The organism is Micromonospora sp. ATA51, assembly GCF_016802855.1.
In the GTDB taxonomy this organism is placed as follows: domain Bacteria; phylum Actinomycetota; class Actinomycetes; order Mycobacteriales; family Micromonosporaceae; genus Micromonospora; species Micromonospora sicca.
In genome coordinates this window covers 1-20,723 of the sequence record NZ_JAEVHJ010000102.1, presented here as the reverse complement: position 1 = coordinate 20,723, position 20,723 = coordinate 1, and the positions used below count along the sequence as shown (strand labels likewise).

The window sequence follows — 20,723 nt, the reverse complement described above, 5'->3', positions numbered from 1 at the left end:
GAGGTGTCTAGGCCGTCCTGAACGAAGACGATTCGGCCCGCGACTTTCTCGACCTGATCAAGGACCTGGCCGACCTGGCCCATGCCCCGCCGGGACAGGAGAGCGGCCTGGGAGCCGAGCCGGCGGCGCAGGGTGGACAGCGCCCGCGAGGTCTGGCTCTTGACGGTGCCCGGCGAGATCTCCAGCAGGGCGGCGGTCTGCGCCTCGGACATGTCCTCGTAGAAGCGGAGCACCAGCACGGCCCGCTGCCGGGCGGGCAGCGCGCTCAGGTGCCGCCACAGCGCGTCCCGGTCGAGCTGCTGCTCGATCTCGTCGACGCCGGCCCGCTCGGGCAGCACGTCGGTGGGCCGTTCACCGTGCCAGCGCCGCCGCCACCAGCTCGTGGAGGTGTTGACCAGGACCCGCCGGGCGTACGGCTCGATGGCCTCGATCCCGCCGAGCCGCTTCCAGGCCAGGTAGGTCTTGGTCAGCGCGGTCTGGAGCAGGTCCTCGGCGGTCGCCCAGTCCCCGGCGAGCAAGTAGGCGGTGCGCAGCAGGGCACCGGAGCGGGCCGCGACGAACTCGCGGAACTCCTCCTCCAGCGGGTCCCTGCTCGCCACCGCTCACCTCCGCGCCCCGTCTTTCATGGCAGGCTGCCACGGCCGGCAGGGTCGGGTCGACGGCAAATGGTGCGCAGTTCCTCCGATGTTCGGACGAAAAGTTTCACGCCCCGTCGTCGGCCTTGGCCTCGTCCGCCTCCTTGCCCAACCGCGCCTCGACCGCCTGCGGCTCGTACATCTCCTCGACCACACGCAGGTAGAGCTCGTTCGGGTTGGGCAGATTCTTGATCTCGCGGAGGGCCTGCTCCTGACCGGCGGACTCCAGCACGAAGGTGCCGTAGTTGAGCGCCCGGCCGGTCGGCGTCTGCTCGTACTTCATGTCGGTGACCCGGACCAGGGGCATCATCGCGACCCGCCGGGTGATGATGCCGTTGACCACCATCACCCGCTTGTTGGTGAGGATGAAGCGGTCGTACCACCAGTCGGCGACCCGCCAGGCGACCCAGCCCATCACCGCGAACCAGAGCAGCACCGCGACGGTGGTCAACGCGCCGACGTCCCGCCCGGCGAGGAAGCCGGAGAGGTAGCCGAGCACGAACGTGGCCGCGATGCCGACGATGATCGGTGTGGAGAGGTGGATCCAGTGCCGCTTCCACTCGCCCCGGTAGCGCTCGGTGGGGAAGAGGTAGCGGGCCACCAGCGAACTGGGCTCGTCCTCCAGGGGCAGCACCCGGCGGGGGGCCGTGCCGGCCGCGTCCGCGCGCAGCCCGGCCAGCTCGTCCTCGGAGATCTGCGGCGGCTGGTAACCGGCCTCCGGGTCCCGGATCCAGGCCCGGCCGGAGCGGCCCTCGCCGGCGTAGCCCGGCCCGGCGCCGTAGCCGACGTCGTCCGAAAGGGAGGGACCGTCGCCGAGACCCGGACCGGCGCCGTAGCCGGGGCCGTCGTCGGGATCGATCCGGGGGATCGGCTCGGTGTCGCGCTCCCGGCGCTCCCGGTCGGGATCGTCAGGGTCGAAGGGCGGACCGGAGGGGCTTCCCATCGGCGGCTAGGCGACGAGGCTGGTGAAGAAGTCGCCGAAGCCCTGAGCGATGTCCATGATGCCGCCGCCGAGGGACTTGAAGACGTCGGCGGCGGAGTTCGGCCGGTAGGCAACGAAGAAGATCAAGAATGCGATGCCGGCCCAGGTGAGGACCTTCTTGACCATAGCGGGCCATCCTCTCGCGCGGAGCCGGGTCCGTTTACCGCAGCGGCACCCAGAGTATCAGTATGGTGTCGTACAGTGAATATCTGCGTCCGTACTCCGACTCACCCGGACCGGCCGGTCAGGCCGCTCCGTGCAGGTACGGAGTTGGTGCGCCGTACACGAGTTCGGGCGGAGTCCACTCGGCGAGGTCGTGCAGCACGACTTGTTCCGCGAGGAGGTGACCCGCACTCGCCGGCCAGGCTATCGCATGCAGCCACATTCCCCGAGCCTCGCCGGCGTACGCGCTTCGGTCGGTCGGCGAATTGACCAGCCACAGTGGAGTGGGATGGCCACCCACCCGGATCTTGGCGTGCGGTACGCGTTCGGCGTGACCAGGGCCGGGGTCGGTGAGCGCCGCCGCCAGTTCCGGACCCGGGTCCGGCCCCGGCACGCCGGCGAACCGGGTGCCCAGGCCGACGCCCGGTTCCTCGGCCACGAAGAGCAGGTCGGCCGGTCCACCGTCGAGCGGGGCCGGACCGGCGCAGGCCACCGCCGTGGCCCGTACGCCGTTCCGCTCGTCCCCGGCCCAGGCCACCCCGGTGAGCGTCCATCCGGGTGGGAGCGGCCAGGGGCACCAGAGCGGTACGCCCGGCCGGTCGGGCGGGTCGGCGGCCGACGTCACCTGCTCGACCACACTCGCCATGATCTCGGCGCCGATGTGCTCGGGCACGTGCAGCGGGGACACCGGCCCGCACCGCAGGCAGCGTGACTCACCGTGCATCAGGTCCGGCTCCCGGATCGGGCCCGCACATCTCGGACAACTCACCGCGACACTCACACCCCCACCGTCACCCCGCGCGGGCGGCCCGTCAAGCGGAGCGGACGGACGGCCGGGGGATTCAGTCCGACGGCGGAGCGGGCGGGCGGCCGGGGGATCCGGCGCGGTGGGCCGGGGTCAGTCCGGCGGCGGTCCGGCGTGCGACCGGATCCAGGCGTGCATGGCGATGCCGCTGGCCACCCCGGCGTTGATCGAGCGGGTCGAGCCGTACTGGGCGATGGAGAAGAGCTGGTCGCAGGCGGACCGGGCGGCGTCCGAGAGGCCCGGGCCCTCCTGGCCGAAGAGGAGGACGCAGCGGCGCGGCAGGGTGCTGGTCTCCAGCGGCTTCGAGCCCGGCAGGTTGTCGATGCCGACCACCGGCAGCCGCTCGGCCGCCGCCCAGGCGACGAACTCCTCGACCGTCGGGTGGTGCCGGACGTGCTGGTAGCGGTCGGTCACCATGGCGCCCCGCCGGTTCCACCGCCGCCGGCCGACGATGTGCACCTCGGCGGCGAGGAAGGCGTTGGCGTTGCGCACCACCGTGCCGATGTTGAAGTCGTGCTGCCAGTTCTCGATGGCCACGTGGAAGTCGTGCCGACGCCGGTCCAGGTCGGCCACCACGGCCTCCCGCCGCCAGTACCGGTAGCGGTCCACCACGTTGCGCCGGTCGCCCTCGGCGAGCAGCTCGGGGTCGTACCGCGGGTCGTCCGGCAGCTCGCCGGGCCACGGCCCCACACCCACGTCCAGCTGGTCACCGGTCACGGTTTCCAGAGGGTACGGCCCCTGCCGGCCGACGCCGCCGCGAGGGTTCCGGATCGGCCGGGACGCGCCGGTGGCGTACCGGCCCGCCGGTGGTCCGGTGTCCGGCACCGAATGGGGCCGTCCGGGCGGCCGGTGGGCGCATAGGCTCCGACGACGGACGGAGGTGCGGGATGAGCGCACGGGTACGACGGGGCGCCATGGCGGTCCTGCTCGCGGGCCTGGCGACGGCGGGCTGCGGCCCGGCCACCGGCGCGGCCGGGCCGGCTGGTGGAACGACGACCGCGACCGTCGACCCGTCGCCGGAAGTGGCCGCCCCCGACGCCGGCGTGAGTTCCGGCCCGTGGCCGAATCCCAGCGCCCGGCCGGTCGACCGGGTGCTGCGCACCGGCATCCGGATCGGCGCCGACGAGCTGATGCTTAGCCCCTCCACCGATCACATCGTCGACATCGCCTGGTTCGACACCGGCACCGGCCGCCACCACCGACTGCCCGAGGACGAGAACTTCCGTTCGGCCCTCGGCAACGGGGACACCCTGCCGTTCTTCGAGGTGCGCGAGCGGCCCGCCCCGGACGGTCGGCTGATCACCTACGGGTTCGCCTCGGCCCCGGTGGCGCGGGCGACCATCGCGCAGCCGGGCTACCCGACCACCACGCTCAGCGTGCGCCCTGGGGCGGCGATGCCACTGCGGCCCTGTTCTGGGCCGCCCGGGAGGGCCGGTCCCTGGCCGCGGACGTGCCCGCCGGGCAGCGCGCGATCTGCACCCTGTACGACAGGGCGGGCAGGGAGCTCGCCCGGCTGGTGCTCGCCGAGGCGCGGGGCGTGCAGAAGGGCGGCTGACCGACCGGGAACGGCCGTGGCCGTCGCGGCCTCAGCGCAACCCCAGGGCACCGCCGAGCCGGTCGAGGAACCGCCGGTCGGCCGGGCTCGACTCGCCGGCGGCGGCGGGGCAGACCCGCGCCGCGACCGATTCCACCCACTGCCGGTACGCCGCCGAGTCGGCCGGGTCGGCGCGGCGTCGAGCACGCGTACCGCGGCCCGGCAGGCGGCCAGCAGGTCGACCACATCGGTGAGCCGCTCGCCGGCGGTGGAGGTTTCGTCGTGGCGGGCGTAGATCGCGGCCACCACTGCCCGGACCAGATCGCTGTCGAAGGCCCGGCCGGCGGCCACGGCGTCCAGACCGGCGAGCCCGGCGGTGACCCCCCGGGGCGGACGCCCGGGGCCCGGCGAGGCGGCGGCGACGAGGACCCGGCCCGGCAGGCCGGTCAACAGGTCCCACTCCGCCGCGGAGTAGACGGCGGTGGTCAGCGGTGCGGCACGACGTCCGGCAGAGGGCGGCTCTCCGGCGAGGGAGTGGCTCATGGGGACCTCCGGCGTCAGCATATGCCCCGGACAGGCCGAGGGGCTTGCACCGGAACACGGTGGGCAAGGGGCCCCTGGGGTCGTACGGGGGTCAGCGCGGCTCGGGGAAGCTCGGCCGTTCCGGGTCGACGCCCTCCGGCACGGCGGCGGCCGCGTACTCCTTCTTGGGGACCATGACCTTGCGGCGGAAGACGCAGACCAGCGTGCCGTCCTGGTTGTAGCCGCGGGTCTCCACCGCGACCACGCCCCGGTCGGGCTTGGAGGAGGACTCCCGCTTGTCCAGCACGGTCGTCTCCCCGTAGATGGTGTCCCCGTGGAAGGTGGGGGCGACGTGCCGCAGCGACTCGATCTCCAGGTTGGCGATCGCCTTGCCGCTGACGTCCGGCACGGACATGCCGAGGAGCAGCGAGTAGATGTAGTTGCCGACCACCACGTTGCGCTTGAACTGGCTCGCCGTCTCGGCGTAGTGCGCGTCCATGTGCAGCGGATGGTGGTTCATGGTGAGCAGGCAGAAGAGGTGGTCGTCGTACTCGGTGACCGTCTTGCCCGGCCAGTGCCGGTAGACCGCGCCGACCTCGAACTCCTCGTAGTAGCGGCCGAACTGCATCCTTGTCCCCTTCGACGGGCGGCGATGGAGTTCGGCACAGCATGCCTTACCGCTTGTTAAGGCGAAGACGGGGGCGCGGGTGGTGAGGAAATGTCACACCGGCCACATCCGGGGGGAGACGCAATGAGCGGCGGGGCCCTCCCCGGCACCCGCCGCCCACGCTCTGATGCGACAGATTCTGCCGTACGGCGATGCCGGTCGGACAGAGACGGACGTCACATTTATCCTTTTGTAACACTACTCTGGGTTACCGACGCCGCTCGTGGGAGCGATCTCCGCACACCGGATCGCTCCATGTCAACCCCCAAGTTACCGATTCGTAGCGCTCAATCCAGTGGATCTCCTTGGAAGCGCTCCCATTACGGCTCGTCACGCAAATGCTTGGTGCACTTGCGTTCCGCACGGCGGCGCAGACAGATGGCATTCGATAGTTCCCTCCGTCACCGATCCACTGCTGAGAGTTTCGCCACGCCCTGGCCGGGAATTCAACGGCACCCGCCCTGGTTCCAGTGGACGTAGTAATCCGCGCTGATCGGAGAGTGCAATGGCAACGGTTGAGCTGACCACGGCCAACTTCGACGAGGTGACCGAGAGCGACGGCACCGTGCTGCTCGACTTCTGGGCCGACTGGTGCGGCCCGTGCAAGCGGTTCGCCCCCGTCTACGAGCGCTCCTCGGAGAAGCACCCGGACATCACCTTCGGCAAGGTCGACACCGAGGCGCAGCAGGAACTGGCCGCCAAGTTCAACATCCGCTCGATCCCGACGATCATGGCGATCAAGGACGGCGTGATCGTCTTCAACCAGCCGGGCGCGCTGCCGGAGTCCGCGCTGGAGAACCTGATCGAGCAGGTTGAGCAGCTCGACATGGACGAGGTCCGCAAGCAGATGGCCGAGCACAAGCACTGATCCACCACTACTCCGGCGCGCCGGGTCCCGCTCGGGGCCCGGCCGGCGCCGTTTCCGCAGCCTGCGCTGCCGCTCTCCGGCCTCTCCGAAACGGCGACACGGTCAGCGATGAGTGGACGACGGAAGGACGTCTTCCGGGTGCCCCGATCCCGTATCGTCCCCAACCGATGGAGACCTTGACCCCCCGCGGGCGCGCGGTCCGGCTGGGCGTGACCGCGCTCGGGCTGGCGCTGCTCCTCGTCGGCACCGTCCGGGGCACCGACGACGACTTCCCGTTCGGGCCGTTCCGGATGTACTCCACCTCGGACCCGCCGGACGCCCCCGCCCCGGACACCCGGGTGGAGGGTGTCGACCGCACCGGCGCGGTGGTCGAGCTGGGACAGGACGCCACCGGCATCCGCCGCGCCGAGATCGAGGGACAACAGGGCCGGTACGCCGCTGACCCGACCCTGCTGCGTCAGGTCGCCGACGCGTACACCGAACGCCACCCCGACGCGCCCGCGCTCGTCGAGGTGCGGATCGTGATCCGCTGGTACGGCATCCGGGACGGCCGCCCGACCGGCCGGTGGACCGACGAGACCGCCGTCCGCTGGCAGGCCGACCGATGAGCGGCTGGCTGACCGAGGCGGTCCCCCGCGGCCGGGTGGCCGCCTTCCGCACCCTGGTCTACCTCTTCGTCGCCGCGGACCTGGTCGTCTTCACCCCCTGGGTACGCACCCGGGTCGACGTGCCCGGCGAGCTGTACCACCCGCTGCTGATCGGCCGGCTGCTCCCGCTGCCCACCCCCACCCCGGCGCTGGTCGGCGCGATCTTCTGGGCGCTGCTGGTGCTGGCCCTGCTCGCCGCGACCGGGCGGGCGCCCCGGCTGCTCGGCTGGACGGTCTTCGCGCTCTACTTCGAGTGGATGATCGTCGCGATGAGCTACGGCAAGGTCGACCACGACCGGGGCGGGCTGCTCGTCGCGCTGGCCGCATTGCCCACCGCCGGCCGGGCCCGGCACGGCGACCCCACCCGCACCGAGGCCGGCGGCTGGGCGCTGCGGGTCACCCAGATCGCGGTGATCTGCACGTACTTCCTGGCGGCCTGGGCCAAGTTCCGCTTCGGCGGGCTGGACTGGGCGACCGGCTCGGTGCTGGCGCGCGCGATCATCCGGCGCGGCACCGACCTGGCGGACCTGATCGCCCAGGTGCCGCACCTGCTGATCGTGGCCCAGTTCGGCATCCTCGCCTTCGAACTGCTCAGCCCGGTCGTGTTCCTGCTGCCCGAACGGTGGCGGCTGGCGACGGTGGGCTTCTTCTACTCGTTCCACCTGGCGACCGTCGCGACCATCACCATCTCGTTCGCCCCGCACCTGGTGGCGATGACCAGCTTCGTGCCGCTGGAGAAGGTCCGCCCGGTGGTGTGGGCACGCCGCGTCCTCGCCCGGCGGGGCGAGCCGGCGACCCCGGACGACGATGCCTCCCCGCCGAGTGCCCTAACCGGCCGGGAGCCGGCGATCGGACCGGCCACGCCATAGCGCCGCCCGTCGGTCAGGAGCCGGCGGTGGGCCGGCCGCTCGGGCCGTAGAGGCGTTCGCGAGCCTCCTGGGGCAGCGAACAGGCCGCGGTGCCGCCGGCAGCCGGTGCCGGTTGCGGGCCACCCAGCGGTACGCCGGCCACGCGGCGGCCGCACCGGCGGGAAGCGCAGGCCGTCCCGGCGAACCGCCAGAGCGGTCCACTGTCGCCCAGCAGCTTGGCGATGGCGTCCGGGCCCGACGCGCGGGAGCCGTCGGCGCCGATCCACTGCACCGCCTCCTCGCACTCGGCCTCCGTCAGGCCGAGCGCGGCGAGGTCCGCGAACTGCCACGGCAGCACGCGGGCGCCGGTCGGGATCCGGCGCTCGATGAACTCGGCGCAGCGGCTGCAGAAGGCGCAGTCGCCGTCGTAGACGAAGGTCGACGTCTCCATGCCCCCCATCCTCCACCCGCCCGGCGCGCGCCGGCACCGGTGTCACTTGCACATCGTTCGTACGCGTGTTCGAATAGGGTCCATGCGCTGGGAGAACCTCTCCGCTCCCCCGGACGAGGGGATTCCCGACGGGGCAGCGCCAGCGGCTCCACCCCTGCCGCTGGCGCTCCCCGGCGCGATCGCCCGCACGTTCGACACCCCGGGCTTCGCCGGGATGACCTTCTACGAGGTGCGGGCAAAGTCGATCATCAACCGGGTGCCCGGGGAGTCCCGCGTCCCGTTCGAGTGGACGATCAACCCGTACCGGGGCTGCAGTCACGCGTGTGTGTACTGCTTGGCCGGCGACACCCCCGTCCTGATGGCGGACGGGCGCACGAAACCGATCAGCGAGTTGGAGCCGGGCGACCGGATCTACGGGACCGAGCGCCGGGGCGCCTACCGCCGCTACGTCCTCACCACCGTCCTCGACAAGTGGTCGACGGTGAAGTCGGCCTACCGGGTCACCCTGGAGGACGGCACGACCCTGGTGGCGAGCGGCGACCACCGCTTCCTCTCCGACCGGGGTTGGAAGTACGTGACCGGCACCATGGCCGGCGCCGGACAGCGCCCCTACCTGACGACCAGTAACCGGCTGATGGGCACCGGCCGCTTCGCCGCCGGCCCCAAGGACTCGACCGACTACCGGCGGGGCTACCTCTGCGGCATGGTCCGGGGCGACGCTCACCTCGGCAGCTGTTCATATCCGTCCGGAAAGGTGCACCGGTTCCGGTTGGCCCTGGCCGACAACGAGGCGCTGAGCCGGACGAGGCGTTTCCTTTCCGAGGCAGGGGTCGAAACGCACCGCTTCTCCTTCATGCCGGTCAGCGCCACCAGACTTGCGATCACCGCCATCCGCACCTCGAAGCAACGCGACATCGAGGCGATCACCGAGCTGATCCGCTGGCCAGAGGAGCCGACCGACGACTGGCGACTCGGCTTCCTGGCCGGCATCTTCGACGCCGAGGGCAGTTGCAGCAGGGGCATCTTCCGGATCAGCAACGGCGCCGACGACATCCTCGGCCACACTGCGGACGCCCTTCGTCATTTCGGGTTCACCTCGGTGCTCGAGGACCCCGGACTGCCCAACCGGGTGCGCCGGATCCGGCTGACCGGTGGTCTGCCGGAAAGGCTGCGCTTCTTCCATCTGACCGATCCGGCGATGACCCGCAAACGGTCGATCGAGGGCGCGGCACTCGAGGGCCAGGCAGCCCTGCGGGTGGTGAGCATCGAGTCGCTCGGGCTGGAGCTTCCGCTGTGGGACATCACCACGGGCACCGGCGACTTCATCGCCAACGGCGTGGTCAGCCACAACTGCTTCGCCCGCAACACCCACACCTATCTGGATCTGGATGCCGGGGCGGACTTCGACCGGAAGGTGATCGTCAAGGTCAACGCCGGTGAGCTGGTCCGGCGCGAGCTGGCCGCCCCGCGCTGGCGCGGCGCGCACGTCGCGATGGGCACCAACGTGGACTGCTACCAGCGGGCCGAGGGGCGTTACCGGCTGATGCCGCCGATCATCGAGGCGCTGCGCGACTTCGCCAACCCGTTCTCGATCCTGACCAAGGGCACGCTGATCCTGCGGGATCTGCCGCTGCTGCGTCAGGCCGCCGAGGTCACCCGGGTCGGCCTCTCCTTCTCGGTGGGCTTCGTCGACGAGGAGCTGTGGCGCGCGGTCGAGCCGGGCACCCCGAGCCCACGGCGAAGGCTGGACGCCGTCCGCCAGCTCACCGACGCCGGGTTCGAGGTGGGGGTGCTGATGGCACCGATCCTGCCCGGGCTCAGCGACGACGACGAGTCGATCGAGGCGACCGTGTCGGCGGTCGCCACCGCCGGGGCGACCAGCGTGACGCCGCTCGCCCTGCACCTGCGCCCCGGCGCCCGCGAGTGGTACGCGCACTGGCTGGCCCGCCAGTTCCCGCACCTGGTCCCCCGCTACCGCCAGCTCTACCGGGCGGGCGCGTACGCGCCGCAGGCGTACCAGCGGGAACTGACCGCGCGGGTGCGGATCGCGGCCCGCCGGCACGGGTTGCACCGGGCCGAGGTCGGCGACAACCGACGGCTGCCCGAGCCCGCCCCGGAGACGCCGTCCGAGCAACTCACCCTGCTCTGAGGGCGGCCCGGGGCTACAGTCGCGGGGTGCGTACCGCTCAGCAGATCCTCGCCGACTCCGCCGTGATCGCCGTCGTGGGCGCGTCCCGCGACCCGGGCAAGGCCGCGCACAGCGTGCCGTTGCAGATGCAGCGGTACGGCTGGCGGATCATCCCGGTGAACCCGACGGTGGACGAGCTCTTCGGCGAGAAGGCGTACCCGTCGCTGGCCGACATCCCGCACCCGGTCGACCTGGTCGACGTATTCCGGCCCGCCGGGGACGCGGTCGACGTGGTGCGGCAGGCGGTGGCGATCGGCGTCGCGGCGGTGTGGTTGCAGCTGGGGATCGTGTCGGCCGAGGCGCGGCGGATCGCCGAGGAGGCCGGCATCGACTACGTCGAGGACCGGTGCCTCATCGTGGAACGGGCCGCCGGCGGGCTGACCCGGCTCGGCTGAACGGGTCGGCCGGCAGCGGTCACTCTCCCGGCTCGTCGGGGCCGAAGACGAGGTCCAGTTGGGCGTCGAGGGCGGTGAGCGCCGTCTCCGGTGAATAGTGTCCGCCGAGCACGTACACCCCCAGCCCTTCCATGATCGCCAGCAGCCCGGCCGCGGCGCGCTCCGGGTCGATGCGCCGGTCGGCGTCCCGGTCTCCTGGGCGAGGCGGATCTGCCCGGCGACGAAGGCGACCAGGCCGGCGGTCTCCTGGTGCAGCGCGGCGGCCACGGTCGGGCGGACGGCCGTGTAGGCCAGGAACGCCAGTGCCACCCGCCCGTCCGCCCGGCGGGACTCGTCGAGCGGCAGCAGCTCGACCAGCATGGTCCGCAGCAGCGTACGCGGGGAGGGGGCGTCGCCGAGCGCGCCGACCGCCCGGGTCACCCGCGCCTCGGAGCGCTCGTGGACCACCGACAGCGCGAAGGTCATCATCTCGTCCTTGGTGCGGAAGTAGTGCTGCACCATCCCGGAGGAGACGCCGGCCTCGGTCGCCACGTGCCGCAGGCTGACCGCTTCCAGCCCGTGCTCGGCGGCCACCCGCATCAGCGCGTCGGCGATCAGTTTGCGGCGCTCCCGATGGTCGACCCGTTTCGGCATGCCCTCATGCTTTCACAATACGACTGCATTGACATACTGCGGCTCGCCGGTTACGTTGCAACTGCAATGTAAAAGTCCTGAAGGGCGAGGTGACCGTGCGAAAGCAGAGTCTTCCCGTCGCGTTGCTGCGTCGCGCGGTCGTGTACGAGGTGGCCATGTGGCGCAGCCTCGGCCGGTGGCTGCTGCGCCGGCCCGTCGGGCTCGCGCCGGGAGCCGAGACGTTCAGCTACCTCGGAGTGGTGAAGCCGATCCTCGGTGTCTTCATCGGGCTCTCCGCGATCGAAATCCCGATCTTCGACCTGATCATCCGGCACACCGTACCGTGGCCATCGGTGCGGCACACCGCGCTGGCGCTCGGCATCTGGGGCCTGCTCTGGATGATCGGCCTCTACGCCAGCCTGCGGATCCACCCGCACGTCACCGACGCCGCCGGCCTGCGCGTCCGCAACGGCTTCTCGGTGGAATTCCTGGTGCCCTGGACGGCCGTCGCGCGGGTCGACGCCCGATACCGCTCGCTGCCCTCCAGCCGGGCCATCCAGGTCGAGCACGACGACGGGGCGACGATCCTGAACGTCGGCGCCGCCAGCCAGACCAGCGTCGACCTCGTGCTGCGCGAACCGCTCTCGGTCCCACTGCCCAAGGGGCCGAGCGAGCCGGTCACCGAGATCCGGCTCTACGCCGACGAGCCGCAGGCGCTGGTCGCCCTGGCCCGCCGACACCTGACGGTCTCGCTTCCCGGCTCGGACAGCTAGGGGCGGCCGGTCACCCGCCAGGCGGCGGTGACCGGCGCACCGGTCAGAGCTTGTACTCCTTGAGCAGCCCACGGGAGATGATCGTCTTCTGGATCTCCGAGGTGCCCTCGCCGATGAGCAGGAACGGGGCCTCCCGCATCAGCCGCTCGATCTCGTACTCCTTGGAGTAGCCGTAGCCGCCGTGGATGCGGAAGGCCTCCTGGACGACCTCGGCGCAGTACTCGGAGGCGAGCAGCTTCGCCATGCCGGCCTCGACGTCGTTGCGCTGGCCGGCGTCCTTGAGCCGGGCCACGTTGACCATGAGCGAGTGCGCAGCCTCGATCTTGGTACCCATCTCGGCGAGCTTGAACGCGATGGCCTGGTGCCTGGCGAGCGGCTGGCCGAAGGTCCGGCGCTGCTGGGCGTACGCGACGGCCAGCTCGAAGGCCCGGACGGAGATGCCGCAGGCGCGGGCGGCCACGTTGACCCGGCCGACCTCGATGCCGTCCATCATCTGGTAGAAACCGCGGCCGACCTTCTCCTCGCCACCGAGGACGGCGGAGGCCGGGACGATGACCCCGTCGAGCACCATCTCGGTGGTCTCGACGCCCTTGTAGCCCATCTTGTCGATCTTGCCGGGGATGGTCAGGCCGGGGGCGGTCTCGCCGAAGCCGGGCTCCTTCTCCAGCAGGAAGGTGCTCATGTTGCCGTAGACGGAGTCCGCGCCGGTGTCGGTCTTGACCAGGGTGGCCACCACCGAGGAGTACGCCCCGTTGGTCAGCCACATCTTCTGGCCGTTGAGCACGTAGTTGTCGCCCTCGCGGACCGCCTTCGACTTGATCGCCGAGACGTCGGAGCCGCACTCCGGCTCTGACATCGAGAAGGCCCCGCGCACCTCGCCGGTGGCCATCCTCGGCAGCAGCCGGGCCTTCTGCTCGGCCGAGCCGTGCTGGGAGATCAGGTACGCCACGATGAAGTGGGTGTTGACGATGCCGGAGATCGACATCCAGCCCCGGGACAGCTCCTCGACCACCAGGGCGTACGTGAGCAGGGACTCGCCGAGCCCGCCGTACTCCTCGTCGATGGTGAGGCCGAAGAGCCCCATCTCGCGCATCCCGTCGAGGATGTCGGTGGGGTACTCGTCGGCGTGCTCCAGCCGCTGGGCGTGCGGAATGATCTCCTTGTCGGCGAACTCCCGGACGGTTTCCAGGATCGACCGCTGCACATCGGTCAGGCCGGGCGTCTGGGCGAGTCGGGCCATCTCAGCCTCCGGGGGATCGGCGCATTACTCGTGGGTAACTGAACGCTGGGTCAGTATCGGTCCCGCGACCGGCGAGGCCAAGGTGACCAGTCCACACAACCGCTGTGAAAAGGTTCACCGCTGCGGGTAGCGTCCGCAAGAGAGAAGGCCGTTGAGCTGCGACGGAGGGGGCGAGCGAGGGTGACCCAACCACCGCCCGGGGAGCCGGACCAGCCGCCGTCGCCGTACGAGCCGCCGTCCTACGGCCAGCCGCCGCACCACGACCCGTACGGGCAGCAGCCGCAGTGGGGACAGCAGCCGCCGTACGCGCCGCAGCCGCCGTACGGCCAGTACGGCCCGCCGCCCGGCGGTGGCGGTGGCGGTGGCGGCGGTGGCGGTGGCACCAACGTGATGGCGGTGCTGTCGCTGGTCTTCGCCTTCGTCTTCGCCCCGGCCGGGATCGTCCTCGGCCACCTGGCCAAGCGGCAGATCCGGCAGACCGGCGAGGAGGGCGCCCAGCTCGCCACCTGGGGCCTGGTGCTGAGTTACGTGTTCACCGCGATCGGGCTGCTGGCCTGCTGCGGCTGGATCGCCATCGCCATCTGGGCGAACTCCGACAGCGGCACCTCCTACTGACCCGACGTCAGCGGAACTCCGCCTCGCGGACGCTGTTGCCGCCGTCCACCACCAGCATCTGCCCCGTGATGTACGAGGCGGCCGGCGAGCAGAGGAAGGCGATCGCCGCGGCCACCTCGTCCGGCGTGCCCGGACGGCCGACCGGGGTGCCGAGCCCCTGCTTGATCTCGGCCATGGTGGACGCCGCCGTGTAGATGGTGCCGGGAGCGACCGCGTTGACGGTCACCCCGTCGGCGATCATCTCCATCGCCAGGGCCCGGGTCAGCCCCACCACGCCCGCCTTCGCCGCCGCGTACGCGGCCTCGGTCGGCAACGCGTTGACCGCGCCGGCGGTCGCCGCCAGGTTGACGATCCGACCCCAGCCGCGCTCGGCCATCCCGCTGATGAACGCCCGGCTGCACAGGAACGCCGTGGTCAGGTTCCGGTCGATCTCGCCGCGCCACTCGTCGTAGCTGAGCTGGACCACCGGCCGCAGCACCTCCGGGCTGGCCCGGCTGGCCAGGCCGGCGTTGTTGACCAGCACCTCGACGTCGCCGAGCTGCTCGGCCACCGCGTCGGCGAGCGCGCCCACCTCCGCCTCGTCGGTCAGGTCGGCCACGAAGCCGGTCACGCCCAGCTCGCCGGCCCGCTCGTGGATCCGCCGGGTGGTGGAGACGATCGCGACCCGGGCCCCCAGGTCGGCCAGCCGGCGGGCGGTGGCGTAGCCGATGCCGTCCGGACTGCCGGCCCCGGTGACCAGGGCGACCCGGCCGTCGAGGCGCATGGTGACCGGCTCGGCGAGCGGCGCCGGCTGGTCCTGGTCGGCGGAGCCCGCCGGGGCGGTGCCGCGGCTGCGCCGGACCAGGCCCGGACGGCTCACGTCCCGTCTCGGTCGGCCACCACGCGCGTCATGTGCCATGCCGCGATCCTGCCCGCTGTGGACCTTCCGGGCAACGCGGCACCCGGAAAGGGGGTGCACCGTTTTGCACGCGCGTGGCTACCCTGACGGCGCGCACCCGCATCCAACGGAGATGAAGCCTGATGAGCTATCCCCCGCCGTCCGGTGGTTGGCACGACCCGTCGGTCCCCGGCCAGCAGTCCACGCCACCCGCCGATCCGACCCTTGCGATGGGCGGCCAGATCCCCACCCAGCCGACCTCCGCCGACCCGTACGCCCCGACCAACCCGTACGCCGGAATGCCGGGCGGGCAGCCGACGGCCGACCCGTACGCGGCGGCCGGCTACCCGCCGCCGGGCTACCCGGGGTACGGCTACCCGGTCGCGGCGAAGACCAACACCCTGGCCATCGTGGCGCTGGTGCTCTCGCTGGTCGGCTTCGCCTCCTGCATCACCGCGCCGATCGGCGCGATCCTCGGTCACGTGGCCCGCAAGCAGATCCGCGAGACCGGCGAGCAGGGCGAGGGGATGGCCAAGGCCGCCATCATCGTCGGCTGGATCCTCACCGTCCTGCTGGCGCTGCTGATCGCCTTCTACGTCGTGATCATCGTGCTGGCGATCGCCAACGGCGACACGAGCGGCAGCAGCACCTTCTGACGACGGAAGGGCCGTCCCGGTCGACCGGACGGCCTCCGCCGCGCCGCACGGGGGCGGCCCCCGCTCACTCCGAGGGCGGGGTGAAGCTCGAGGTACGGGTCATCCCCGCCGCACGACCCTTGGCGGCGATCACCAGGGCCATCTTGCGGGACGCCTCGTCGATCATCTCGTCGCCGAGCATCACCGCGCCGAGCTTGCCGCCCGCCTCCGAGGTGTAGTGCTCGTACGCGTCGAGGATCAACTCCGCGTGGTCGTAGTCGGCCTGGGCCGGCTGGTAGACCTCGTTGGCCGCGTCGATCTGGCCCGGGTGCAGCACCCACTTGCCGTCGAAGCCGAGCGCCGCCGAGCGCTTGGCCACCTCGCGGAACGCGTCGACGTCCCGGATCTGCAGGAACGGGCCGTCGATGGCCTGCTTGTCGTGCATCCGAGCGGCCATCAGGATCCGCATCAGGATGTAGTGGTACGGGTCGCCCGGGTAGTCCGGGATCAGCGCGCCGACCACCAGCGACTTCATGTTGATCGACGCCATGAAGTCGGCCGGCCCGAAGATGATGGTCTCCACCCGCGGCGAGGCCGCCGCGATGGCGTCGACGTTGACCAGGCCGGCCGCGTTCTCGATCTGCGCCTCGATGCCGATCCGGCCCACCTCCAGGCCGAGCGTCTTCTCGATCTGGGTCAGCGTCAGGTCCAGCCACTGCACCTGGGCGGCGTTCTGCACCTTGGGCAGCATGATGCAGTCCAGGTTCGCGCCGGCGCCCTCGACCACCTCGATCACGTCCCGGTAGGTCCACGGCGTGGTCAGGTCGTTCACCCGGACCACCCGGGTCTTGCCGGCCCAGTCACCCTCGTTCAGGGCGGCGACGATGTTCTTCCGGGCGTCCGGCTTGGCCAGCGGGGCGACCGCGTCCTCCAGGTCCAGGAAGACCTGGTCGGCCGGCAGGCCCTGGGCCTTGCCGAGCATCTTGACGCTGGAACCGGGTACCGCGAGGCAGGACCGGCGGGGGCGACCGACAGCGGCCATGGATGCGCTCCTTCCAGCGTCCGGCGGGCACGCCGACGCCAACTGAATGAAAGGCCGAGAACTTAACGATCCCAAAGGGCGTGGTGACGTCACGGTAACCTCGTGCCGTGACCGGGGTGAATGGACCTGTGGAAGATCTCACTGACCGTCGGACCGTGGTGGTGACGGGCGCCAGCTCCGGCATCGGGCTGGCGGCCGCCGTCGACCTGGCGCGCCGGGGCGACCGGGTGGTGCTGGTCGGCCGGGACCCGGCCCGCCTGCAGTCGGCCGGGGACCGGGTCCGCGAGTACTCCGGCGAGCGCCCGGAACTGTTCCGCGCGGACTTCGCCGTCCTCGACGACGTCCGCCGGCTCGCCGAGCGACTGCGGGAGTCGTACGACCGGATCGACGTGTTGGCCAACAACGCCGGCGCCATCGTGCTCCAGCCGGTGACCACGGTCGACGGTTTCGAACTGAGCATGCAGGCCAACCATCTGGCCCCGTTCCTGCTCAGCAACCTGCTCGCCGACCGGATCGGGCGGATGGTGGTCACCGCCTCCGGCGCGCACCGCAGCGGGGCGCTCGACCCCGACGACCTCAACGCCGCGCTGCGCCGCTACCGGCCGATGCGGGCGTACGGGACCAGCAAGCAGGCGAACATCCTGTTCACCGCCGAGGCGGCGCGGCGCTGGCCGGACGTGCCGGCGTACTCGTTCCACCCCGGGGTGGTGCGGACCCGGTTCGGCAACGAGAGCCGGCTGGTCGGGTTGGGCATGCGGCTGCTGCCGTTCCGCAGTCCGGAGAAGGGCGCGGAGACGCTGGTCTGGCTGGCCAACCAGGACCCGTCCCGGCTGATCGACGGCGGCTACTACCACGACCGGCGACCACGCCGGCCGCTCCCCAAGGCGGCCGACCCCCGGCTCGCCGCCCGGCTCTGGACGGCCAGCGCCAAGGCCGTCGGCATCGACGGCTGACGGGTTTTCCGGTGTCGCAGCGGTCGGTCCCGCTGGGATACTCCGCCGCATGACGACGGGAAACCCCACCGGCGCGCGGCGCACCGAGGCAGGCCGGCCGACCAGCGACGCCGAGACCGGAGTGGCGGCCGGAAAGCTGCGGGTGGGCGGCGCGGACGTGGAACTGTCGGCCCGGCTCGAACGGGAACTGACCGCCTACAACAACGCGGCGACCGGTGCGGAGGACGAGGCCGACCTGTCGGTGCGGGTCACCGGACCGGACGGGGAGCTGGTCGGCGGGCTGACCGGCTGGACGTGGGGCGGCCGCGCGGGCGTCAACACGCTGTGGGTGCGGGCGGACCGCCGGCACCAGGACTGGGGCGGCCGGATGCTGCGGGCCGCCGAGGAGGAGGCCCGGCGGCGGGGCTGCACCGAGGTCTCGCTGTCGTCGTTCTCCTTCCAGGCGCCGGACTTCTACCGGCGGCACGGCTACTCCGACACCGGGATCCGGGACGGCATCCCGGGCGGCCACGTCGACCACCACTTCTGGAAGTCACTGGTGCACGACCCGGCCGCCGCGGTGCGGCTGGTCGCCCTGGTGGAGTTCGGCGCCGACGCGGTCGAGGCCGGCCAGCGGTACGAGGACACGGTGCTCGCCCTGCTCGGGCGGCACGACGGGCGGCTGGAGCGGCGGCTGCGCACCGTGGACGGGCGGAGCGAGGTGCACGTGATCCGGTTCGCCACCCGGGCCGGCTACGGGTCGTTCCTCGCCGACCCGGAACGGGCCGCGCAGCGCGCCGTGCTCGGCGACGCCGCGCCGGTCACCCGGGTGCTGGAGGTCCGAGACGTCTGACCGACCGGGCGGCGGCCGGACGCCGAGGCGGTCGCGGAGCACTTCGCGGCGTACCTGTGAGCCTCAGTCGGAGATGTGCACCGGAACGCTGGTGACCACCACTCCCGGCAGCGCCCGCAGCGCGGACCGCAACCGTTGCTCGGCCCGGCTGTGCAGCAGCCGGTGCCAGCGGCGACGCAGCACCACCTCCGGCACGATCACGGTCAGCGTCAGCTCGGCCCGGGCGGCGTGCAGCGCCTCCAGGTAGTGCGCCAGCGGCCCGATCACCGTCCGGTACGGCGACACGATCGTCTCCAGCCGCACGTGGTCACCCCAGGCCCGCCACTGCTCACGGAACCGGTCCGCCTCGGCGTCCTCCGGGGCGATGTGCACCGCCAGCGTCGGCTGGCCCAGCGAGGCCGCGTACGCCAGCGCGCGCAGCGACGCCCGGTTCAGCCGGGCGACCGGCACGATCACCAGGTGGCGTACCTCCTGGGGCAGCTCCTCGCCCTCGGCGGGCCCGGCGCGGGACGCGGCCCCGGCGGGCGGCGGCGGGTGCAGCGCCAGCGCCTGGTGCAGCGCCGCGTAGTGCCGGTGGATCCGGCGGAAGAGCAGCACCAGCAGGGGTACGGCGATCACCACCACCCAGGCGCCCTCGGCGAACTTGGCGACCGCGGCGGTCACCAGCACCAGACCGGAGAGCGCGGCGCCGATCGCGTTCAACGCCAGCCGGTGGTGCCAGCCCCGGCCGCGCCGGCGTCGCCAGTGCACCACCATGCCGGCCTGGGACAGGGTGAAGGCGAGGAAGACCCCCACCGCGTAGAGCGGGATCAACGACTCGGTGTGCCCGCCGAACACCACGAAGACGACCGCCGCCGCGAGGGAGAGGGCGACCAGACCGTTGCTGAACGCCAGCCGGTCACCCATGTGCAGGAACCGGCGGGGAGCGTGCCCCTCCCGCGCCATGAAGAACAGCAGCCGGGGGAAGTCGTTGAACGCGGTGTTCGCGGCCAGCAGCAGGATCAGCGCGGTGGTGGCCTGGAGCAGGGGGTACCACGGGCCGGTGGGGAAGGTGACCCGGCCGAGCTGGGAAAGCAGGGTCTGGTCCGGGCGGGGCGCCAGGCCGGCCAGGTGGATCAGGACGACCAGCCCGGCGAAGAGCACCACCAGCATGCCCACCATCCAGCCGAGGGTCGTACGGGCGTTGCGCCACTCGGTCGGGCGGAACGCCGGTACCGCGTTCGACACCGCCTCGATGCCGGTCATCGACACCGCGCCGGAGGCGAACGCGCGCAGCACCAGCAGCAGCCCGAGGCCCTCCGCCGCCGGCACCGCCGGCGGGGGCGCCGGCGCGAACCCCCGGCCCGCCGCGCGCAGGTAACCGACCACCAGCAGCGCCACCAGGGTGGCCACGAAGGCGTAGGTGGGCAGCACGAAGATGTTGCCGGCGGTACGCACCCCGCGCAGGTTCCCAGCCAGCAGCACCGCGATCACCAGCACGCCCAGCGGCACGGTGGCCGGCGCCAGCCCGGGCAGCGCCGAGGTGACCGCGTGCACGCCGGCCGCCACCGACACCGAGACGGTCAGCACGTAGTCGAGCATCAGCCCGGCCGCCGCGGCGAGCCCCGCGGTGGCGCCGAGGTTGTCCCCGGCGACGATGTAGGAGCCGGCGCCGTGCGGGTAGGCCGGGATGGTCTGCCGGTACGACACCCCGACCGCGATCATCAGCACCACCAGCAGGGCGGCCAGCGGCAGCGAGAGCCCGAGCGCGCCGCTGCCAGCCAGCACCAGCACGGTCAGCAGCGCCTCCGGTCCGTACGCGACCGAACTGAGCAGGTCCGAGGAGAGGATCGGCAGGGCGACCAGCTTCCGCATCCGCTCGTACAGCACGGCGGAGCTGCGCAGCGGCGGGCCGAAGAGCGCCTGCCGGAGCCGGGTCAACCCCCGCCCCAGCCGGGACCCGGGCAGTTGCGCCGGCGCGCTGGCGACCAGTTCGTCCGGCTTCTCGACGGTGAACATCTCGATCGGCGCCAACCGGCCGAAGCGGCTCGGCGCCGGCCGGCGCCCGTTACGGCCCAGCGTCGGGTCGACCGGCAGCTCGTCCGGGCGGCGAGGGCTGCGCCAGCGGTCGCCGATCCGGCGCAGCGCCGCCCGCTCGTCCGGTGCCAGCGGGGGAAACTCGGCCGAGGGCGTGACGACGGTGCCGCGCTCGGCCTCGTCGTCGTCCGCCCGCTCCTGCGCCATCCCCACCCCCTCCCCCCGCACTTTCACGGAAAGCCGCCCCTCCGGCTGGGGAATGGCCACTCTTGGCGGAATCCGCGGAGCCGCGTCAGGGGGAGGCCGGCGGGCTCAGTCGGTGAGGGGTGCGGGGTCGACGATCTCGCGGGAGTTGCGGCGCAACGCCTCGACCAGGACGTACCGGTTGGACTACAAGGCTTCGACCGCGCAGTGGCATGCGGAA

At 72.1% G+C, this 20,723-nt stretch carries 22 protein-coding genes and 2 pseudogenes; 11 read left to right on the top strand and 13 right to left on the bottom strand.

The window, feature by feature from the left end; translation table 11 throughout:
• The 7 genes and pseudogenes from JNW87_RS17600 to JNW87_RS17570 form a co-directional block, all read right to left on the bottom strand.
• A partial coding sequence (locus JNW87_RS17600) for a SigE family RNA polymerase sigma factor (protein ID WP_238454066.1) occupies window positions 1–599 on the bottom strand: 599 nt, incomplete at its 3' end.
• Between the two features lie 103 nt (window positions 600–702).
• Window positions 703–1,578 (bottom strand): PH domain-containing protein, encoded by an 876-nt coding sequence (locus tag JNW87_RS17595; protein WP_109806020.1) that lies wholly within the window; start codon window positions 1,576–1,578, stop codon window positions 703–705.
• Between the two features lie 6 nt (window positions 1,579–1,584).
• Complete coding sequence (locus JNW87_RS17590; protein ID WP_007455302.1) at window positions 1,585–1,743, bottom strand: hypothetical protein; 159 nt, start codon at window positions 1,741–1,743, stop codon at window positions 1,585–1,587.
• A gap of 118 nt (window positions 1,744–1,861) precedes the next feature.
• A complete protein-coding gene (locus JNW87_RS17585; RefSeq protein WP_322475044.1) occupies window positions 1,862–2,548 on the bottom strand; it encodes a DUF6758 family protein in 687 nt (228 codons plus the stop codon).
• 129 nt (window positions 2,549–2,677) lie between these two features.
• Window positions 2,678–3,301, bottom strand: coding sequence for an RNA methyltransferase (locus JNW87_RS17580; protein ID WP_109800699.1), 624 nt, complete (start codon window positions 3,299–3,301; stop codon window positions 2,678–2,680).
• Window positions 3,302–4,170: 869 nt separating this feature from the next.
• A pseudogene (locus tag JNW87_RS17575) lies at window positions 4,171–4,661 on the bottom strand (hypothetical protein).
• Between the two features lie 91 nt (window positions 4,662–4,752).
• Window positions 4,753–5,268, bottom strand: a complete 516-nt coding sequence (locus JNW87_RS17570; protein ID WP_109800684.1) for a MaoC family dehydratase — start codon at window positions 5,266–5,268, stop codon at window positions 4,753–4,755.
• 544 nt (window positions 5,269–5,812) lie between these two features.
• On the opposite strand from JNW87_RS17570, the gene trxA reads away from it, so the two are divergent.
• The 3 genes from trxA to JNW87_RS17555 all read left to right on the top strand — a co-directional run bounded on the left by trxA (window position 5,813) and on the right by JNW87_RS17555 (window position 7,691).
• Window positions 5,813–6,175, top strand: a complete 363-nt coding sequence (trxA, locus tag JNW87_RS17565) for a thioredoxin (RefSeq protein WP_109800685.1) — start codon at window positions 5,813–5,815, stop codon at window positions 6,173–6,175.
• 167 nt (window positions 6,176–6,342) lie between these two features.
• The gene (locus tag JNW87_RS17560) at window positions 6,343–6,783 is read left to right on the top strand and encodes a hypothetical protein (RefSeq protein ID WP_109800686.1); all 441 of its coding nucleotides are present in this window, start codon (window positions 6,343–6,345) and stop codon (window positions 6,781–6,783) included.
• Complete coding sequence (locus tag JNW87_RS17555; RefSeq protein WP_109800687.1) at window positions 6,780–7,691, top strand: HTTM domain-containing protein; 912 nt, start codon at window positions 6,780–6,782, stop codon at window positions 7,689–7,691. Before JNW87_RS17560 ends, JNW87_RS17555 begins: the two co-directional genes overlap by 4 nt.
• Before the next feature lie 13 nt (window positions 7,692–7,704).
• On the opposite strand, the gene JNW87_RS17550 is transcribed toward JNW87_RS17555, so the two are convergent.
• Window positions 7,705–8,121 carry a thiol-disulfide oxidoreductase DCC family protein gene (locus tag JNW87_RS17550; protein WP_238454065.1) on the bottom strand — a complete coding sequence of 139 codons (417 nt, stop codon included), beginning with the start codon at window positions 8,119–8,121 and terminating at the stop codon, window positions 7,705–7,707.
• On the opposite strand from JNW87_RS17550, the gene JNW87_RS17545 reads away from it, so the two are divergent.
• Together JNW87_RS17545 and JNW87_RS17540 are read left to right on the top strand one after the other, a co-directional pair.
• Entirely contained in the window at window positions 8,120–10,270 is a 2,151-nt protein-coding gene (locus JNW87_RS17545) for an intein-containing Rv2578c family radical SAM protein (RefSeq protein WP_309233965.1), read from the top strand. The two genes, JNW87_RS17550 and JNW87_RS17545, sit on opposite strands and share 2 nt — an antisense overlap.
• Window positions 10,271–10,296: 26 nt before the next feature.
• Window positions 10,297–10,704, top strand: a complete 408-nt coding sequence (locus JNW87_RS17540; RefSeq protein ID WP_109800690.1) for a CoA-binding protein — start codon at window positions 10,297–10,299, stop codon at window positions 10,702–10,704.
• 228 nt (window positions 10,705–10,932) lie between these two features.
• On the opposite strand, the pseudogene JNW87_RS17535 reads toward JNW87_RS17540, so the two are convergent.
• Window positions 10,933–11,244: pseudogene (locus tag JNW87_RS17535) on the bottom strand (TetR family transcriptional regulator C-terminal domain-containing protein); the annotation flags it as partial.
• On the opposite strand from JNW87_RS17535, the gene JNW87_RS40700 reads away from it, so the two are divergent.
• Window positions 11,143–11,409, top strand: coding sequence for a hypothetical protein (locus JNW87_RS40700; protein ID WP_238454064.1), 267 nt, complete (start codon window positions 11,143–11,145; stop codon window positions 11,407–11,409). The pseudogene JNW87_RS17535 and the gene JNW87_RS40700 sit on opposite strands and share 102 nt — an antisense overlap.
• A gap of 23 nt (window positions 11,410–11,432) precedes the next feature.
• On the top strand, window positions 11,433–12,089 hold the full coding sequence (locus JNW87_RS17525; RefSeq protein WP_236647375.1) for a hypothetical protein: 657 nt from the start codon (window positions 11,433–11,435) through the stop codon (window positions 12,087–12,089).
• 43 nt (window positions 12,090–12,132) lie between these two features.
• Here JNW87_RS17525 and JNW87_RS17520 read toward each other — a convergent pair whose 3' ends face one another.
• Window positions 12,133–13,329: an acyl-CoA dehydrogenase family protein gene (locus JNW87_RS17520; protein WP_109800692.1), complete on the bottom strand. Its 1,197-nt coding sequence runs from the start codon at window positions 13,327–13,329 to the stop codon at window positions 12,133–12,135.
• Between the two features lie 180 nt (window positions 13,330–13,509).
• On the opposite strand from JNW87_RS17520, the gene JNW87_RS17515 reads away from it, so the two are divergent.
• Window positions 13,510–13,944 (top strand): DUF4190 domain-containing protein, encoded by a 435-nt coding sequence (locus JNW87_RS17515; protein WP_109800693.1) that lies wholly within the window; start codon window positions 13,510–13,512, stop codon window positions 13,942–13,944.
• Between the two features lie 7 nt (window positions 13,945–13,951).
• Here JNW87_RS17515 and JNW87_RS17510 read toward each other — a convergent pair whose 3' ends face one another.
• Complete coding sequence (locus JNW87_RS17510; protein WP_109800694.1) at window positions 13,952–14,842, bottom strand: SDR family NAD(P)-dependent oxidoreductase; 891 nt, start codon at window positions 14,840–14,842, stop codon at window positions 13,952–13,954.
• 122 nt (window positions 14,843–14,964) lie between these two features.
• Here JNW87_RS17510 and JNW87_RS17505 point away from each other — a divergent pair, with 122 nt between their 5' ends.
• On the top strand, window positions 14,965–15,477 hold the full coding sequence (locus tag JNW87_RS17505) for a DUF4190 domain-containing protein (protein WP_109800695.1): 513 nt from the start codon (window positions 14,965–14,967) through the stop codon (window positions 15,475–15,477).
• 64 nt (window positions 15,478–15,541) lie between these two features.
• Here JNW87_RS17505 and JNW87_RS17500 read toward each other — a convergent pair whose 3' ends face one another.
• Window positions 15,542–16,498, bottom strand: a complete 957-nt coding sequence (locus JNW87_RS17500) for a CoA ester lyase (RefSeq protein WP_088964118.1) — start codon at window positions 16,496–16,498, stop codon at window positions 15,542–15,544.
• A 128-nt stretch (window positions 16,499–16,626) separates the two neighbouring features.
• On the opposite strand from JNW87_RS17500, the gene JNW87_RS17495 reads away from it, so the two are divergent.
• The gene (locus JNW87_RS17495; protein WP_109800696.1) at window positions 16,627–17,451 is read left to right on the top strand and encodes an SDR family NAD(P)-dependent oxidoreductase; all 825 of its coding nucleotides are present in this window, start codon (window positions 16,627–16,629) and stop codon (window positions 17,449–17,451) included.
• Between the two features lie 49 nt (window positions 17,452–17,500).
• Window positions 17,501–18,283 (top strand): GNAT family N-acetyltransferase, encoded by a 783-nt coding sequence (locus tag JNW87_RS17490; protein WP_109800697.1) that lies wholly within the window; start codon window positions 17,501–17,503, stop codon window positions 18,281–18,283.
• Between the two features lie 63 nt (window positions 18,284–18,346).
• On the opposite strand, the gene JNW87_RS17485 is transcribed toward JNW87_RS17490, so the two are convergent.
• Window positions 18,347–20,533, bottom strand: a complete 2,187-nt coding sequence (locus tag JNW87_RS17485) for an APC family permease (protein ID WP_238454063.1) — start codon at window positions 20,531–20,533, stop codon at window positions 18,347–18,349.
• Window positions 20,534–20,723: the final 190 nt, after the last annotated feature.

Coding starts and splice junctions, on each gene's coding strand:
- JNW87_RS17595 (WP_109806020.1), bottom strand. CDS start 1,578: ATGGGAAGCCCCTCCGGTCCGCCCTTCGACCCTGACGATCCCGACCGG.
- JNW87_RS17590 (WP_007455302.1), bottom strand. CDS start 1,743: ATGGTCAAGAAGGTCCTCACCTGGGCCGGCATCGCATTCTTGATCTTC.
- JNW87_RS17570 (WP_109800684.1), bottom strand. CDS start 5,268: ATGCAGTTCGGCCGCTACTACGAGGAGTTCGAGGTCGGCGCGGTCTAC.
- trxA (WP_109800685.1), top strand. CDS start 5,813: ATGGCAACGGTTGAGCTGACCACGGCCAACTTCGACGAGGTGACCGAG.
- JNW87_RS17560 (WP_109800686.1), top strand. CDS start 6,343: ATGGAGACCTTGACCCCCCGCGGGCGCGCGGTCCGGCTGGGCGTGACC.
- JNW87_RS17555 (WP_109800687.1), top strand. CDS start 6,780: ATGAGCGGCTGGCTGACCGAGGCGGTCCCCCGCGGCCGGGTGGCCGCC.
- JNW87_RS17545 (WP_309233965.1), top strand. CDS start 8,120: ATGCCCCCCATCCTCCACCCGCCCGGCGCGCGCCGGCACCGGTGTCAC.
- JNW87_RS17550 (WP_238454065.1), bottom strand. CDS start 8,121: ATGGAGACGTCGACCTTCGTCTACGACGGCGACTGCGCCTTCTGCAGC.
- JNW87_RS17520 (WP_109800692.1), bottom strand. CDS start 13,329: ATGGCCCGACTCGCCCAGACGCCCGGCCTGACCGATGTGCAGCGGTCG.
- JNW87_RS17510 (WP_109800694.1), bottom strand. CDS start 14,842: ATGGCACATGACGCGCGTGGTGGCCGACCGAGACGGGACGTGAGCCGT.
- JNW87_RS17505 (WP_109800695.1), top strand. CDS start 14,965: ATGAGCTATCCCCCGCCGTCCGGTGGTTGGCACGACCCGTCGGTCCCC.
- JNW87_RS17500 (WP_088964118.1), bottom strand. CDS start 16,498: ATGGCCGCTGTCGGTCGCCCCCGCCGGTCCTGCCTCGCGGTACCCGGT.
- JNW87_RS17490 (WP_109800697.1), top strand. CDS start 17,501: ATGACGACGGGAAACCCCACCGGCGCGCGGCGCACCGAGGCAGGCCGG.